Raw genomic sequence first — 13,266 nt, 5'->3', positions numbered from 1 at the left:
TGAGAGAACCATCCCCCTATTCCAAGCGTTCAGGAAAGGGGGGCTGAGGGGCGCTTCCATCCCGAAGCGCCCCTCCAGCAGAGCACCTAGTTTTCTTCGTAATAGCTTTCTTCGGCGATTTTCATGGGCATGATCAGCACGGTGTAATCGGGATCTTCCGTGCCGTTGATGCCGCAGGGCCCCTCGGCCCCGGTAAGGGTCAGGGTAAGCTCGCCGGACTGGTAATGGGTAAGGATTTCCATCAGGTTCTTGGTCGGGAACGCGATGCGCCCGATGGAGCCGTTGTAGGAAACTTCAAGGGACTCGTTGGCCGACCCGGTATCCTGCCCCTGCGCGGAAAGCATAACCTCGGAACCGGACAGTTCAAAATACGTACACCGATCGCTCTCCGTGTTGAAGATGCTGATACGATCGAGCGCATCAAGGCAGTCCTTCCGGTTCAGCTTGAGCAGGGACACGTCAGGGGCCGCCAGGCGGGTCATGAACGGCGAATAGTCAGGGTAGGCGTATCCGGCGCGGGGAAGGCTGAGGGTCTCATGCCCGTCGCCCGAACGCACGAAAAGGCGCTTGTCCGTCAGGTTGACCTCGATTTCATCGCCGTCGAGCCATTTGCGGAGTTCGCCGACATACTTGCGCTGGATCAGCACGCCCTCTTCGGGAAGGCGAGCGGCCAGATCGTCGTGGGTGAAACGGGTCAGGGCGAACTGATGGCCGTTCAGCCCGCATACTTCGATGTGGCCTTCGCCGACGGGCTTGAAGTAGAGGCATGCGATGGCGTCGGAAGCTTCGTCGTCACTCACGCAGAAAAACACGCGGTCGATGATTTCCTGGAAGAAATCGCCGGACCACACCACGGCACCTTCGCTGGAGAACGGCGCAAGGCTCTGGAACCATGTGGGGTCGTTGGCGGGGAGCTTGTAGGTACGGCGGCCCTGTTCGAGGATCACCGTGCCCGTGGCGTCGTCAAGGCGGATACGCAGTTCACCGGCGGGAAGGCGGCGGATGAGATCCACAAAGTTCCGGCCGTTCACCCCGACGAGCCCGGGTTCCTTCACTTCGGCGGGATACGTGCCGGTGAACTCAATGTTCGCATCGGTCGCCATGATGGTCAGGACTTCCCCTTCGGCCTTGATCCAGAGCGAACGCAGATATGCCGCTCCCGCCCTCGTGGGGATGATGCCCGCCGCCTTCTGAAGGCCTTCGATGATGTTTTCTTTCTTTACTGTAAAAAGCATGTAGAAGATCCTTGTTGTAGATTATTAAGAGACGCGCAATGTGCGTATCCTGATTAACTTGGTGGAATTGCTCTTGTTTTTAGTTACAGTTCGTTCGGCCGGTTAGAAACGGCGGGAACAGCTTCCGTGTTCGCAACTTCAGCCGCGGTGTTCGAGGCACGCTTTTGTCAGCTCTGTCACCATACTGTGCGTAAGTCGATCACTTTCCTGCAATAATTTGATTTTTTTCACCCCATGCATCACCGTGCTGTGATCCTTCCCGCCGAACATGCGCCCGATGACGGGGTAGGAGTGCCCAAGCAGTTCGCGGCACAGGTACATGGCGAGCTGGCGGGCCTGCACGAGATCCGGGCGGCGTTTTTCGCCGAGGATTTCCTTGGGCGGGACGCCGCAGTGTTCGCCGACGATGCTGACGATGAGCTGGGGGGTCAGCGCGGAACCGTCGCCTCCCTGCCGTACGATGTTGAGCAGATCCTGTTCGGAAAGATCGCGCCCAATGAGGGAGCGGTGGGACGCCACCCGGAGGATGACGCCGGAAAGCCGCCGGACGTCCGGGCAGTGCTGCGCAATGAGCAGCAGGTGTTCCCTGGACAGGGGCAGGCGGCGGAATTTGGCCTGTTGCTGCGCGTAGCGCAGGCGCACGTCAAGATCCGGCTCGGGAAGCTCCGCCCAAAGCCCGGTTTCGAGGCGCGAAAGCAGCGCCTTGCCGAGGCTCCATTCCTTGGGGCGCCCCACGCCCGCCACGATGACGGGTTTGCCCTGATCCATGAAGCGATCCAGCAGGAGGCAAAGCTCCTCGCGCACGGACGGCCCGGCTGTCTCCGGCTCGGCGACAAGCTGGGCACGGAACCGGGACGCCGTGGCGGGCGTCCTGTCGGGAATCCGGCTCAGGTGCTGGAAGTCGTCGAGAAGAACGGCTTCTTTAGATAGCAGCTCCTGACGGGCGGCGAGGGCCGAACGCCCGGCGAACAGCAGTTCCAGATCGCTCAGGGAGGCGTAGTAAAGATCGTTCCCAAGCGTGCGGAAAAGCTCGTTGCCGATGGCCCGGAGCAGATGGGTCTTGCCCGTCCCGTGAGGGCCGCAGAGCACCAGCAGGCCCGGTGCTTCGCCGATGTCGTCGAGCGACGGCGCGCGGCCGTGCGTGGCCCGGTAGACGGCGCGCCGGGTGATGTCGCGGGCAAGGCTCAAGGCCCATTTGTGCTTTCCGTTGCCGATAAAGGTATCGAATGTCCACTCTTCCCCAAAAGGCATCGGGTTGGCCACGGCGGGATGGAGGGCCTCCCCCCGGCCTTCGGGGGCAGGCTGGATGAAGGGGACGGGAGGGGCCGGAGCGAACTTCCCGGCGCCGTATGTGATGGAAAGCCCTTTCCCCCAAAGTTCCCTGGCCTTTTTTTCAAACAGTTTCTGGAACAGGCTGGAGAAGCGTATGCCGAAGAAGGCGTGGGGGAAACGGACAGCCAGCGTTCCCGATTCTTGATCCAGCAGGATTTCAAGGGGATCGAACCAGCTCTGCAGCGCGGTTTCCGAGCACGCCTCCAACGCTTCGCCGGCGGCGGAAAGGCGATCCTGAAGCTGGGGCTTTGGGGAGTCGGCGTTGGTGAAGCAGGAGAGCAGGGACGGGCGCGTTTGGGGGATCGCTTCGGCTGAAGACGTGAGGAGGTGTTTGCGTAGCGTTTCTTTGGACACGGCGTTGCGAAGCTCCACAGGGGCCAGAGCCTGAGTCAGGCTGAAAAAGATGGTGAAAAACGGAGGCGAAAACGCTTTGTTTCCAACAGAGAAAATATATCAGAAAAAAGTACGTTACACAAGCAAAGAGCCCCTGTGGATAAGTTGTTGAACCTCCCCTGAGGAAATGTGGAATTCCCACCGGAAGCGGGCCCGGCGGTTCTGGGGCGGGATGCCCCATCCGTGCCGCCGGGAAAGGAGCAGGCCGGGGAACGTCCCGTTGCGGAAGGAAGCGGGGCAGCCAGCCACGATAGGGCCAAGGCCATCGGAACATCCCGGCGCGGGAGAGGACGGAAGCAGCCCGGAAGCTCCCCGTGTTGCAGGGTATGCCGCACATCCCCGCCTGACGCCCGCCGTCAATCGGGAAGCCCATCCTGCAGGGCGCGCCCCCTGTGCCCCACGGATCTGGACAATGGCGTAACAGGTTGATACAATACAAGATAAGACTTTTTTCATACAAAAAATTGAACTGCGCCGTATCCCGGCGCTTGCCTATCCACTTCTGACAGCGTGGTTCTTCCCTTGCGAAACACCTTTTCCGCAGGCACCATACTCATCAGTTTTATCTGCCTGTTCCTCGTTGTGGGCGGGATGTATCTCGTCAACAGCCGTCGGGAAGCCTCCCTGCTGATCCCTGAGAGCCAGCCCGCTGCCGCCTCTTCCGTGGCGCAACCCCTTCAGGCGGAGGAGCGTCCCGGACATGCCACCGCCCGCCGCAAGGCTTCTGTGGCCCAGCGCCTCCAAGAGCAGGTGATCCCTTCCCTTTTCGCCTTATGGGAAAGGGCAAAGAGTGCCGCTGCCGTGCAGCCCGACGAACCCCTTGTCCGGGAGGGGCTGGAGGACGCCGCCATCGTTTCCGAGATGCAGCAGGTTCCGTTGGAGCAGGAAGCCCCGTCCGATCCCTCCGTCATCAGCGGCGTCATCGCCAAGGGCGACAGCGCCTCAGAACTGCTTTCGCCATATATGTCCGCTGGTTCCGTCCAACAGCTTCTGCATGTGACGCGAAAGCTCCATCCGCTCAGCAACCTCCGCACGGGGCAGCCCTACACGCTGGTCTGCTCCCCGGACGGCAAGGGCATGGAGCGCTTTGAATACGAGATCAACGATCGCAAGAAGCTCATCGTCACGAAAACGGATGAAGGGCTTGTCGCCCACGTCGAGCCGATAGTCTATGATTTCAGCTTGGTGCGCGTAAGCGGAACCATCCGTTCCAGCCTGTTCGAGACGCTGGCTTCGACCGGGGAATCGCCTATCCTGGCCGTGCGGATTGCGGAGATTTTCGGCTCGGAGATTAACTTCATCAAGGACTTGCGCGAAGGTGACAGCTTTTCCCTGCTGATTGAAAAGCGGTTCCGGGAAAACGAGTTTAAGGGTTACGGCAACGTGCTTGGGGCGACATTCACCAATCAGGGGAAAACGTACGAAGCCTATAGCTTCGCAACGGAAGACGGCGAAGCCTTCTTCAACGCCAAGGGCGAAAGCCTCAAGAAGACCCTCCTCAAGGCTCCGCTGGCGTTCACGCGGATTTCCTCAGGCTACTCCATGAACCGCAAGCATCCGATTTTCAAGACCCGTAAGCCGCATCAGGGCGTGGATTACGCGGCTCCCACCGGAACCCCGGTCAAGGCCGTCGGCGACGGCACGATCGAAAAGGCCGGGTGGGGAAAAGGTTTTGGGAACATGGTTATCCTCAAACATTCCGGTGGGCTGGAGTCCATGTATTCGCATCTTTCCGGGTTTGCGTCCGGCGCCAAGCGTGGGGCGCGGGTCAAGCAGGGGCAGGTCATCGGGTATGTGGGCGCAACCGGATATGCCACCGGCCCGCATCTGGATTTCCGCCTCAAGCAGAACGGCAAGTACGTGAATCCCGCAAAGGTCGTAGCCCCGCGCGGCGGCAGCATCCCCCGCAGCCGGATGAAGGATTTTAAGAGCAGGAAAGCCTTGATCGGTGAATATTTGAGCGGCAAGCGCAGCCTGTCCGACTATAAGCGGTGATGCGGGATGGGCCGGCATGTTGCAGGCGGGTTGTGCCCGGTGGGGGAAGGCCGCCATGTACTGGTTTCCTCTTGGGGGATGAAGGCAAAAATATATTGTTGCTATATAGTATCTTTTAGGGGGTGATGTTTTTTTTACATAATAATAAATAGTTTAAATAAAATAAGAAAAATTTCTTTGGAAGATGCTGAAAAAAGGAACCGAGGGGGTTCCTTTTTTTGGGCCTTCCGCAAGTGCGGCTTAGGTGATAAAATGGGCCTTTCGCTACGCTATGAAAGCCTTTTTCAAGGAAACCCCGCATCAGGATGCCCGCGAGGAAAGCGCCCATCCGCACCTGCGGGCCGCTTTTTTCAAGGCCCAGTTATGGCATCTGGTTGTTTTTTTAGGCTGCGTTATAGAAAATGGTTGATGCTTTTTTCCTTGAAGTTCCAAAGGATTAGACGATAAAATGCCTTAGCCGTAGATCCCGCCAAGGGGAAAACCGGAGAAAAAGGCTGTATTTTTCACCGCACTGTGGAGATGAAACAACCACATACTGTAACAGAGCTTTTTTTATTTCAACAATATACTGAAAATATAGACTTTTTATTCATTTTTTCCAATGATGGCCCCCATGTTTGGGGCTTATCCGTTATTCCTTTGGAACTTCAAGGAAAAAAGCATCAACCGTTTCCTATGACACGGCCTTTTTCAAAGGCAAACCACAAGGATTTCCATGTATTCCATCCCACAATCCGAAGCCGATTTTCTCCTCTCTTCCTACCGTTACGAACTGCCTCCCGAACGTATAGCCCAGCACCCCGGTGAACGGGGGGCATCGCGGCTTCTCGTGCTGGATCGTGATACGGGGAAGCGTACGCATACCTTTTTTTCCCATCTGCTCGAATACTTGCCGAAGGGGACGCTGCTCATAGCCAACAATTCCCGTGTGGTTCCCGCGAGGATGCTCGGCCAGCGGCCATCGGGCGGCAAGATGGAGTTTCTGCTGCTTACGCCCATGCCCCTGCTGGAACGGCATGGGGAAGGGGACGGCTGGCATTGCGCGGAGGCCGACGGGCTGCTCAAGCCCGCCAAGAACGCCCGGATAGGGGATTTCCTTGCCTTCGGGGAAGATCTGCGTGTGGAAGTCCTTGCCAAGGGGGAATTCGGGCGGCATCGGGTGCGGCTGCACTGGACAGGCGATATCCGTGCGCTTTTTGAAGCACGGGGGCATTTGCCGCTGCCGCCGTATATCAAGCGCGAGGATACGAAGGAGGATCGGGGGACGTACCAGACCGTTTACGCCAGGGACGACAAGGCCGGTTCCGTAGCCGCGCCTACGGCGGGCCTGCATTTCACCCCGGAATTGCGTGCGCAAATGGCCTCTGCGGGCGTCGGATGGGCTGAGGTGACCCTTCATGTCGGATACGGCACGTTCAGCCCCGTACGCTGCGAGGATATCCGCGGGCACGTCATGCATGAGGAGTTCGTGGAAGTGCCGCAAGCCACGGTGGACGCCATTGGAAAGGCTAAGGCCGAAGGGCGGCCCGTCATCGCCGTAGGCACCACTTCCGCCCGGACGCTTGAAGGTGTGGCCGGTGCGCATGGGGGTGAGCTGACGGCGCATCAAGGCTGGATCAACTGCTTCATTTGGCCCGGATACAGGTTTCATGTCCTTGACGGCTTGATAACCAACTTCCACCTGCCCGAATCCACGCTGTTGATGCTCGTCTCGGCGCTGACGGGCCGGGAACGGATGCTTGAGACATATGCCGAGGCCGTGAAGATGGAATACCGCTTTTTCTCCTACGGCGACGCCATGCTCATCCGCTGAATTTGCCAAAATGTTTCTCTGCCTTATCTTTGGGAAGACCAGCAACCTGTCACAAGGGAGGCCGTATGTGGGAAGCGCTTTTTTTGATATTGGCCATCGCCGCGGTGCTGGTGGTGCTGCGGCTGGCAAAGAAGGCGGGGTTGGATATCATACCCTGCGGCTGAGGCGTCCGGGCGGTTCCCCGTGCGGAAGCCAGGAAGGATGACAAGCATCTCATCGTTAAGTAGGCGTCATGGTAGAAACTCTTATTCTTATCATCGTGCTGGCCTTTACTGTAGGGATTTTGTGGCTTGCCAAGCGGCACGGCATCGTAATGCGCCCTGAGGCGGACGGGCTTGAAGCGCTTCCAAAGGAGCTCCACGAAGCCGAGCTACGCCGTGAAAAGGATAAAAAATATTGTGATTCATAATGGTTGTTTGATTTAGGAACAGAATATAAACAACATTATGCACAAAAAGCGGAAAGCCCTCCTTTTTTGCAAAAGGAGGGCTTTTTTTGCGGTTGATTTCGTATCTTTTTTAATTAAATAATACTTATTATTTTATATGGTTATTGTAGTTATGAACAGATTATGCTCAGAATTATGAACAAAACTGAGCGGAGAGAGCGGAATTTGGGGCTGATTTCATGATGTGTTCTTATTTATCTTTTTATTTCAATATATTCTTTGAGTTATGCACAGAAAAGGAACAGAGTTACGAACAAGATGCGGAGTATCTTCTTCTTCTTCTTCTTCTTCTTCTTCTTCTTCTTCTTCTTCTTCTTCTTCTTCTTCTTGCCAGAAGCATTTTACGGGGATGCCGGAAAAATTTGATGAGTATAGGTTATAATATTTTTTTTATTTTAGTGTGTTATGCCATTTACGAACATTTTATGAACAGCATTATGCACATTAGCTGAGAGTAAGGAACACGATGGAGTATCCTGCTGTAATAAAAAAGCCTCCGTACGGAGGCTTTTTTCCTATGGGGGAGGGAAGGGGGAGGGTCAGCTTTTCCTTTCCCACCAGTTGCGGTCGGGGCCGAGATACCACCAATCCGTGTGATCGGTTTTGAGGATCGTTTGAGCCAGTTCTTTGGCGATATCCGTGCGCAGCCTCTCTACGGCGCTTTCGAGCCATTTGTCGGCGTAGCGGTTCCCAAGATCGCTTTCGCGTTTCAGGTTGAGGATCAGATCAAGCTGGTCGGCGTCATGGGCAAGCAGCGATTCGGGCGTGGTGCGGCCCGCATGTTCGTCCCATATGGACATGATGTCTTCTTCCAGCCCCGTGCCTTCTACAGCGTCCTCAAGGGCGTCGCGTTCGCGCGAGGTATCGTAGAGGCGGTTCACATAATTGAAGTCGCCCGTACGGGCTTCCGGCAGGTCATGGAAGAGGCACAGCATGACGGTGCGGGCCGCGTCCGCTCCTGTTTTTTGGGCCAATGCGTAACCGATGACGGCCGTCCGGTGCGAATGCTCGGCCACGGTTTCCCGGCCGGAACCGAGGAACTTATAGCCGCTCCGGGGCGTGTGGCGGAGCATCCCCACCTCGTTGAGAAAATCCGTGAGCCGCTGCATGGCGTCCCGTTGCTTGAGTTGTTCTGCTGACATGGACACACCCGGTGTTATCTGTTATTTTTTTGGCTGTGTTATAGAAAATGGTTGATGCTTTTTTCCTTGAAGTTCCAAAGGGATAACTGGAAAAATGCCTTAGCCGTAGATCCCGCCAAGGGGAAAACCGGATAAAAAGGCTGTATTTTCACCGCACTGTGGAGATGAAACAACCACAAACTATAACAGAGCCATTTTTTTCTTTCTATAACGAGTCTGGAGGAAATCACAAGTGAGTGGCATTGAAAGATATTTTCGCGATTCTGGTTATCTTCACGAGCGGCTGGGAAATGCCCTGAGCTATTTGAAGGATCCGAGGGAATTTTTCTGGAAGCAAAAGGCGAAGAAAGAAGCCGCCGCCCTCATACAAGAGCCAGAGTTGGCCGCATTGCAGCGCGAGGCGAAAGAACTTTTCCCGGAAGGCCGGACTTATGCAAAGTATACGGATTTTGAGAGGTACTTTGCCATCAATTTGCGCCGGATCTACAGGCTGGGGCTTCCTTCCTTCCTTCCTTCCTTCCTTCCTTCCTTCCTTCCTTCCTTCCTTCCTTCCTTCCTTCTGGAAAAAAGCATCTGCTGGATATAGGCTGCGGAGCCGGTTTTTTCTGCCTGCTGTGTAAACGGCTGGGATACGATGTGACGGGAATGGATCTTTCGGGTGTCGCCATCTTCGATTACCTGATCCCCCGTTTCCATATCCCCCGTATAGTGCACAGAATTGAGCCTCAGCAGCCCCTGCCGCCCGTAGAACGCCGTTTCGATTATATCACCGCTTTTGCCATCTGTTTTCATGAACTGGAAAAAAATGGCGAATGGACGGGACGCTGGGAGCGGAAGGATTGGCTCTTCTTCCTTGACGATATTGCGGAAAACTACATTGCTCCCGGCGGCAGGATGTATCTTTTTTTCAACGACTGGCCGCACGGCGATTTCAATGAAGTGAAGTCCCGTATTTTCCCTTGCCGCTACAACGTGCGTGTGGGGCATAAAGTGCTTGATTTCCGTTTCGACTGACCGGGGCTATTTCTTCCAGCCTTCCCCGACCGCTTTGCCCGAAGCCCATGCCCAGTGCAGGTTGTAACCGCCGAGTAACCCCGTGACGTCGAGCACTTCTCCGGCGAAGTACAGGCCGGGCTGTCTGCGGCTTTCAAGCGTGCGCGGGTTTACGTCTCCCGTATCCACGCCCCCGGCTGCGGCTTCGGCGTGCCCCATGCCTTCCGAACGGCTTGGTGTTACCGTATGGTCATGTATTGCCGACGCAAGGTGCTCCCTATCTTTTTTGGCAAGCTGGGCGACTTTTTTTGAGGCCAGCGATTCCGGTATGAGCCGTTCCGCCAGACGGGAGGGGAGCACCTTTTTGAACAGGCCCAAAACCGTATTCTTGCCGTGTCCGGGGTGGTGCATAAGCTCCAAGGCGGGGTGGCCGGGCAGAAAGTCGATATGCAGCGCTTCGCCCTGCCGCCAGAAACAGGAAGCCTGAAGGGCGGCGGGGCCGCTGAGCCCCTTGTGGGTGAACAGGAGCGGATAGCGGAAAGCCCGCCCGCCCACGGATACGGCGGCGGGCAGGCTTACGCCCGCGAGGCCGTGCAGGGGCCATGATTCGGGGAGCAGCAGCGGAGTCAGTACCGGACGCACAGGGACGACCTTATGTCCCCATTGGCGGGCCAGGCGCATCCCCCCATCCGTTGCCCCGCAAGCGGGCCATGCGGGGCTTCCCGTAGCGATGACAAGGCGCGGGGCCCGAAGGATGCCGCCGGACGTTTCCACAATGAACAAGCCGTCTTCATACCGGACTCCGCCGAACGTGCGGTTCAGCAGCAGTTCCGCCCCCGCACTGCGGCAGGCGGCAACCATCGACTCCACAAGCCGGGCCGCCTGTACCGTACAGAAGATTTGCCCGTAGTCGCGTTCTTCCCATGCTATGTTGAAGCCCGTTAACATATTCAGGACAAAATCCGTCGGACAGCGTTTGAGCAGGACATCAGGAAACCCCTTCTGCTCACCCACATACCATTCCGAAGATATATATCGATTGGTAACATTCCCCTTGCCGCCTCCGGCAAGGCGCACTTTGCGCCCCGCAACCGGGCTATGGTCGATGACGGCGCAGGAGAAGCCCCGGCGTCCGGCGGTCATGGCGCACATGAGCCCGGCGGCCCCGGCTCCGAGGATGACGGCGTCGCGGATCATTGTTCGGCCTGAAGGCTTTTGAGCTTACGGAACAACGCCCGGTAAGCGTGCGGAGGGCGGCTGTGCTCGCGTTCGTTGCGGGCCTTTGCCGTGAGGCCGCGGATCTCGGCGGCGTCTTCGGCAGGGAAGGCGGCAAGCAGCGCATCCATTTCCGCATCGGTGGCGATCATGAGGTCATCCCGCAGTTTTTCGGAACGCTTGAAGCTGGCGGTTTCGCCCGCATGCCCAAGCCTGATGGCGTCCAGAGCGCCGCGCACGGCCTGCGGATCAGCCTCTTCGCGCATCAGGCGCCCGATGTACTGCAACTGCCTGCGGCGGCCTTCGTGTGAGCCGAGGCGCTGCCATTCAAGGACGGCTTCGCGGATATTGGGCGAGATCGGCATCTTGGCGAGTACGGATGGGCTGAGGCGGGTGAGTTCTTCACCCATATGTTGGAGAGCGGTACTGTCGCGTTTTTTCTGAGAGCGGCTGGGGCGGTCATCCTCGATCTCGGAACCTTTTGTATCCCACTGGTAACGTTTTTTCGGCGGCATGGCGTGTCGGTAGGGTTGGAAGTTGCAGGAGGAGGGCGTTTTATTATTTGTAGAGGGAAACTGGCATACCGCAAAATGATATCAGCCGTACATTGCAATGCAGCCTTTTGCGAAAGCCATGTTCCCCCGGCCCTCCTCCGTAAAACGCCGATTGGCGGGGAGGGCGCATACGGGCCCTTCCGTCAGCCCATCAAAGTAACCATCTAGTCACTAGAATCGCTTCGACGCTTACCCTTCACCGGCGGCGTTTCGCTGCCTCCAAGGGCAAAAGTCTTTGGAAGGGGTGGGGAGGGTATGGGAGGGGCGGGGGAAGCCTTTCTTCAGAAAGGTTCCCCCGCCCCTCCCATCTTTGCGCATCAATCAATTACAGTTGCAGCGTGCCGCGGAACTCGGCGAGGTTCTTGATGCCGAGCTGCTGGCACAGATGGGGGAGCTCTTCGGCGATCCTGAAGGCGGCGTCGGGGCGGACGAAATTCATGGTCCCGACTTCCACCGCGTACGCGCCGACGAGGATAAATTCCAGAACATCCTGTGCGCAGGTGATGCCGCCGATGCCGATGACCGGGATCTTGACGGCGTTGCAGACCTGCCAGACGCAGCGCAGGGCCACGGGCTTTACGGCGGGGCCGGAGAGCCCGCCCACCACATTGGCGAGCAGGGGCTTGCGCGTCTTCACGTCGACGCCCATGCCGGTGATGGTGTTGATGCAGGAAATGGCGTCGGCCCCGGCCTGTTCAGCGGCCTTGGCGATGACGGTGATGTCCGTCACGTTGGGCGACAGCTTCACAATGACGGGCAGGTTCCCCGCATGTTTTTTGACCGCTTCGGTCACTTCGGCGGCGAGGGCCGGATCCTGCCCGAACAGCACGCCCCCGTTTTTCACATTGGGGCAGGAGATGTTCACTTCCAGTCCGGCAATGCCTTCCTCGGCGGCGAGGATGCCCGCCAGCTCCGCGAATTCAGCGGGGGAGGTGGCGTACAGGTTGGCGATGACCGGCGTTTCATGCCACGGCAGGCGGGGCAGCTTGCTCTTGAGGAAGGATTCCACGCCGTCGTTCTGCAAGCCCACGGCATTGAGCATGCCGCAGGGGGTTTCCGCCACGCGGGGCAGCGGATTGCCGGGGCGCGGCTTCAGGGAAAGCCCTTTGACCACGATGCCGCCGAGGTGCGTGAGATCGCCGTAACCGGCGAACTCGACGCCGTATCCGAACGTGCCGGAGGCCGTCAGGACGGGGTTCTTGAAGACAAGCGGCCTCGTGTTCCCGGAAGGCTTATGGGATGAAGAAAGTCGTACGGTGAAGCGTTCCATGGCTAAGCCTCCAAGGTGATCTGATCGGCCCAGAACACGGGCCCATGCGTGCATGTCTGCACGGGGGTTCCGGCCTTTTCTTCGACGGGCCACTTTTCCGTCGTCTTGGTGACGCAGCCGAGGCAGGCGCCTACGCCGCAAGCCATGCGGCTTTCCAGGGAAAGCTGGCAGCGCGCCTTGGCCTCCAGCGCGAACCCCTGCACCGCCTTGAGGAACGGGGCCGGGCCGCAGGCGAGCACGAGGCCGTTGCGTTCGGCATAGGCTTCGATGCGCGAGCGGACATGGTTGAGGAACCACTCAAGGTCTTCGCCGGTGTTCTCATGGAAGGATTCCACGTCGATGCGTTCCCCGAGGCTTTCCACAGGATAGCAGTCTTCGGGCAGGCGGTGGCCGAAGACCATCGAAAGGACGCCCGGCGTGGGGTGGCGTTCCGCATACCCGACGAAGGGCGCGATGCCGATGCCGCCCGCGAGGAGCAGCGTCGGGGTTCCGCCTTCCACGGCGAAACGGTTTCCGAGGGGCCCCCAGAGGTGCACCTTGTCGCCGCGCCGGAGTTTGGCCATTTTTTCGGTGCCTCTGCCGGCCACCTGAAAAAAGATGACGAGCTCATTGGTGCTCACCCGGCAGATGGAGAACGGACGGGCCCAAGGCATATCGAGCGCCCAGCCCTGAGGGCGGAGCATGACGAATTGTCCCGGCGCCCAACTCTTCCAATCGGGCCGTTCGAGGCGCAGGGCAAAAAAACGTCCCTGCGATCCGGTGAGTCCGAAGGGAACATTATCAATAACCGCCAGGTCGTAAAACGCGGACTGACTCATGTGCGAACTTCCTGTCTGATACAAGTGCTTTGGGGTTTTGTAGTGCGTATGCCCCCCT

General features: G+C 58.0%; 11 protein-coding genes. 4 read left to right on the top strand and 7 right to left on the bottom strand.

The window, feature by feature from the left end; genetic code table 11:
- Positions 1-86: 86 nt before the first annotated feature.
- Positions 87-1,235 (bottom strand): DNA polymerase III subunit beta, encoded by a 1,149-nt coding sequence (gene dnaN / locus AC6I1V_RS09450; RefSeq protein WP_308770808.1) that lies wholly within the window; start codon positions 1,233-1,235, stop codon positions 87-89.
- Between the two features lie 138 nt (positions 1,236-1,373).
- Entirely contained in the window at positions 1,374-2,921 is a 1,548-nt protein-coding gene (locus AC6I1V_RS09445; protein ID WP_486853405.1) for a helix-turn-helix domain-containing protein, read from the bottom strand.
- A 561-nt stretch (positions 2,922-3,482) separates the two neighbouring features.
- On the opposite strand from AC6I1V_RS09445, the gene AC6I1V_RS09440 reads away from it, so the two are divergent.
- From AC6I1V_RS09440 to AC6I1V_RS09430, 3 genes are all read left to right on the top strand, one after another.
- A complete protein-coding gene (locus AC6I1V_RS09440; protein ID WP_486853406.1) occupies positions 3,483-4,955 on the top strand; it encodes a M23 family metallopeptidase in 1,473 nt (490 codons plus the stop codon).
- A 715-nt stretch (positions 4,956-5,670) separates the two neighbouring features.
- Entirely contained in the window at positions 5,671-6,768 is a 1,098-nt protein-coding gene (queA, locus tag AC6I1V_RS09435) for a tRNA preQ1(34) S-adenosylmethionine ribosyltransferase-isomerase QueA (RefSeq protein WP_486853407.1), read from the top strand.
- A 232-nt stretch (positions 6,769-7,000) separates the two neighbouring features.
- Positions 7,001-7,177: a hypothetical protein gene (locus tag AC6I1V_RS09430; protein WP_486853408.1), complete on the top strand. Its 177-nt coding sequence runs from the start codon at positions 7,001-7,003 to the stop codon at positions 7,175-7,177.
- 578 nt (positions 7,178-7,755) lie between these two features.
- Here AC6I1V_RS09430 and AC6I1V_RS09425 read toward each other — a convergent pair.
- Positions 7,756-8,358 carry an HD domain-containing protein gene (locus AC6I1V_RS09425; protein WP_308770815.1) on the bottom strand — a complete coding sequence of 201 codons (603 nt, stop codon included), beginning with the start codon at positions 8,356-8,358 and terminating at the stop codon, positions 7,756-7,758.
- A 573-nt stretch (positions 8,359-8,931) separates the two neighbouring features.
- Here AC6I1V_RS09425 and AC6I1V_RS09420 point away from each other — a divergent pair.
- Positions 8,932-9,372: a class I SAM-dependent methyltransferase gene (locus AC6I1V_RS09420; protein WP_482330789.1), complete on the top strand. Its 441-nt coding sequence runs from the start codon at positions 8,932-8,934 to the stop codon at positions 9,370-9,372.
- A gap of 6 nt (positions 9,373-9,378) precedes the next feature.
- Here AC6I1V_RS09420 and AC6I1V_RS09415 read toward each other — a convergent pair whose 3' ends face one another.
- The 4 genes from AC6I1V_RS09415 to AC6I1V_RS09400 all read right to left on the bottom strand — a co-directional run bounded on the left by AC6I1V_RS09415 (position 9,379) and on the right by AC6I1V_RS09400 (position 13,208).
- Positions 9,379-10,548: a BaiN/RdsA family NAD(P)/FAD-dependent oxidoreductase gene (locus AC6I1V_RS09415; protein WP_486853411.1), complete on the bottom strand. Its 1,170-nt coding sequence runs from the start codon at positions 10,546-10,548 to the stop codon at positions 9,379-9,381.
- Positions 10,545-11,081 carry a ribosome biogenesis factor YjgA gene (gene yjgA, locus AC6I1V_RS09410; RefSeq protein WP_302554434.1) on the bottom strand — a complete coding sequence of 179 codons (537 nt, stop codon included), beginning with the start codon at positions 11,079-11,081 and terminating at the stop codon, positions 10,545-10,547. Before yjgA ends, AC6I1V_RS09415 begins: the two co-directional genes overlap by 4 nt.
- A gap of 364 nt (positions 11,082-11,445) precedes the next feature.
- Positions 11,446-12,390, bottom strand: a complete 945-nt coding sequence (locus AC6I1V_RS09405; RefSeq protein ID WP_302554433.1) for a dihydroorotate dehydrogenase — start codon at positions 12,388-12,390, stop codon at positions 11,446-11,448.
- Positions 12,391-12,392: 2 nt separating this feature from the next.
- Positions 12,393-13,208: a dihydroorotate dehydrogenase electron transfer subunit gene (locus tag AC6I1V_RS09400; protein ID WP_302554432.1), complete on the bottom strand. Its 816-nt coding sequence runs from the start codon at positions 13,206-13,208 to the stop codon at positions 12,393-12,395.
- Between the last annotated feature and the right edge of the window lie 58 nt (positions 13,209-13,266).

It is taken from the genome of Bilophila sp. T19-St14 (assembly GCF_059728385.1).
The sequence above is the reverse complement of the archived record's forward strand: the minus strand, read 5'-3'. Positions and strand labels throughout refer to the sequence as shown.

Bases quoted from the DNA above. Each gene is read 5' to 3' on its own strand.
- AC6I1V_RS09425 (WP_308770815.1), bottom strand. From the start codon at position 8,358: ATGTCAGCAGAACAACTCAAGCAACGGGACGCCATGCAGCGGCTCACG.
- yjgA (WP_302554434.1), bottom strand. From the start codon at position 11,081: ATGCCGCCGAAAAAACGTTACCAGTGGGATACAAAAGGTTCCGAGATC.
- AC6I1V_RS09405 (WP_302554433.1), bottom strand. From the start codon at position 12,390: ATGGAACGCTTCACCGTACGACTTTCTTCATCCCATAAGCCTTCCGGG.
- AC6I1V_RS09415 (WP_486853411.1), bottom strand. From the start codon at position 10,548: ATGATCCGCGACGCCGTCATCCTCGGAGCCGGGGCCGCCGGGCTCATG.
- dnaN (WP_308770808.1), bottom strand. From the start codon at position 1,235: ATGCTTTTTACAGTAAAGAAAGAAAACATCATCGAAGGCCTTCAGAAG.
- AC6I1V_RS09430 (WP_486853408.1), top strand. From the start codon at position 7,001: ATGGTAGAAACTCTTATTCTTATCATCGTGCTGGCCTTTACTGTAGGG.
- AC6I1V_RS09400 (WP_302554432.1), bottom strand. From the start codon at position 13,208: ATGAGTCAGTCCGCGTTTTACGACCTGGCGGTTATTGATAATGTTCCC.
- queA (WP_486853407.1), top strand. From the start codon at position 5,671: ATGTATTCCATCCCACAATCCGAAGCCGATTTTCTCCTCTCTTCCTAC.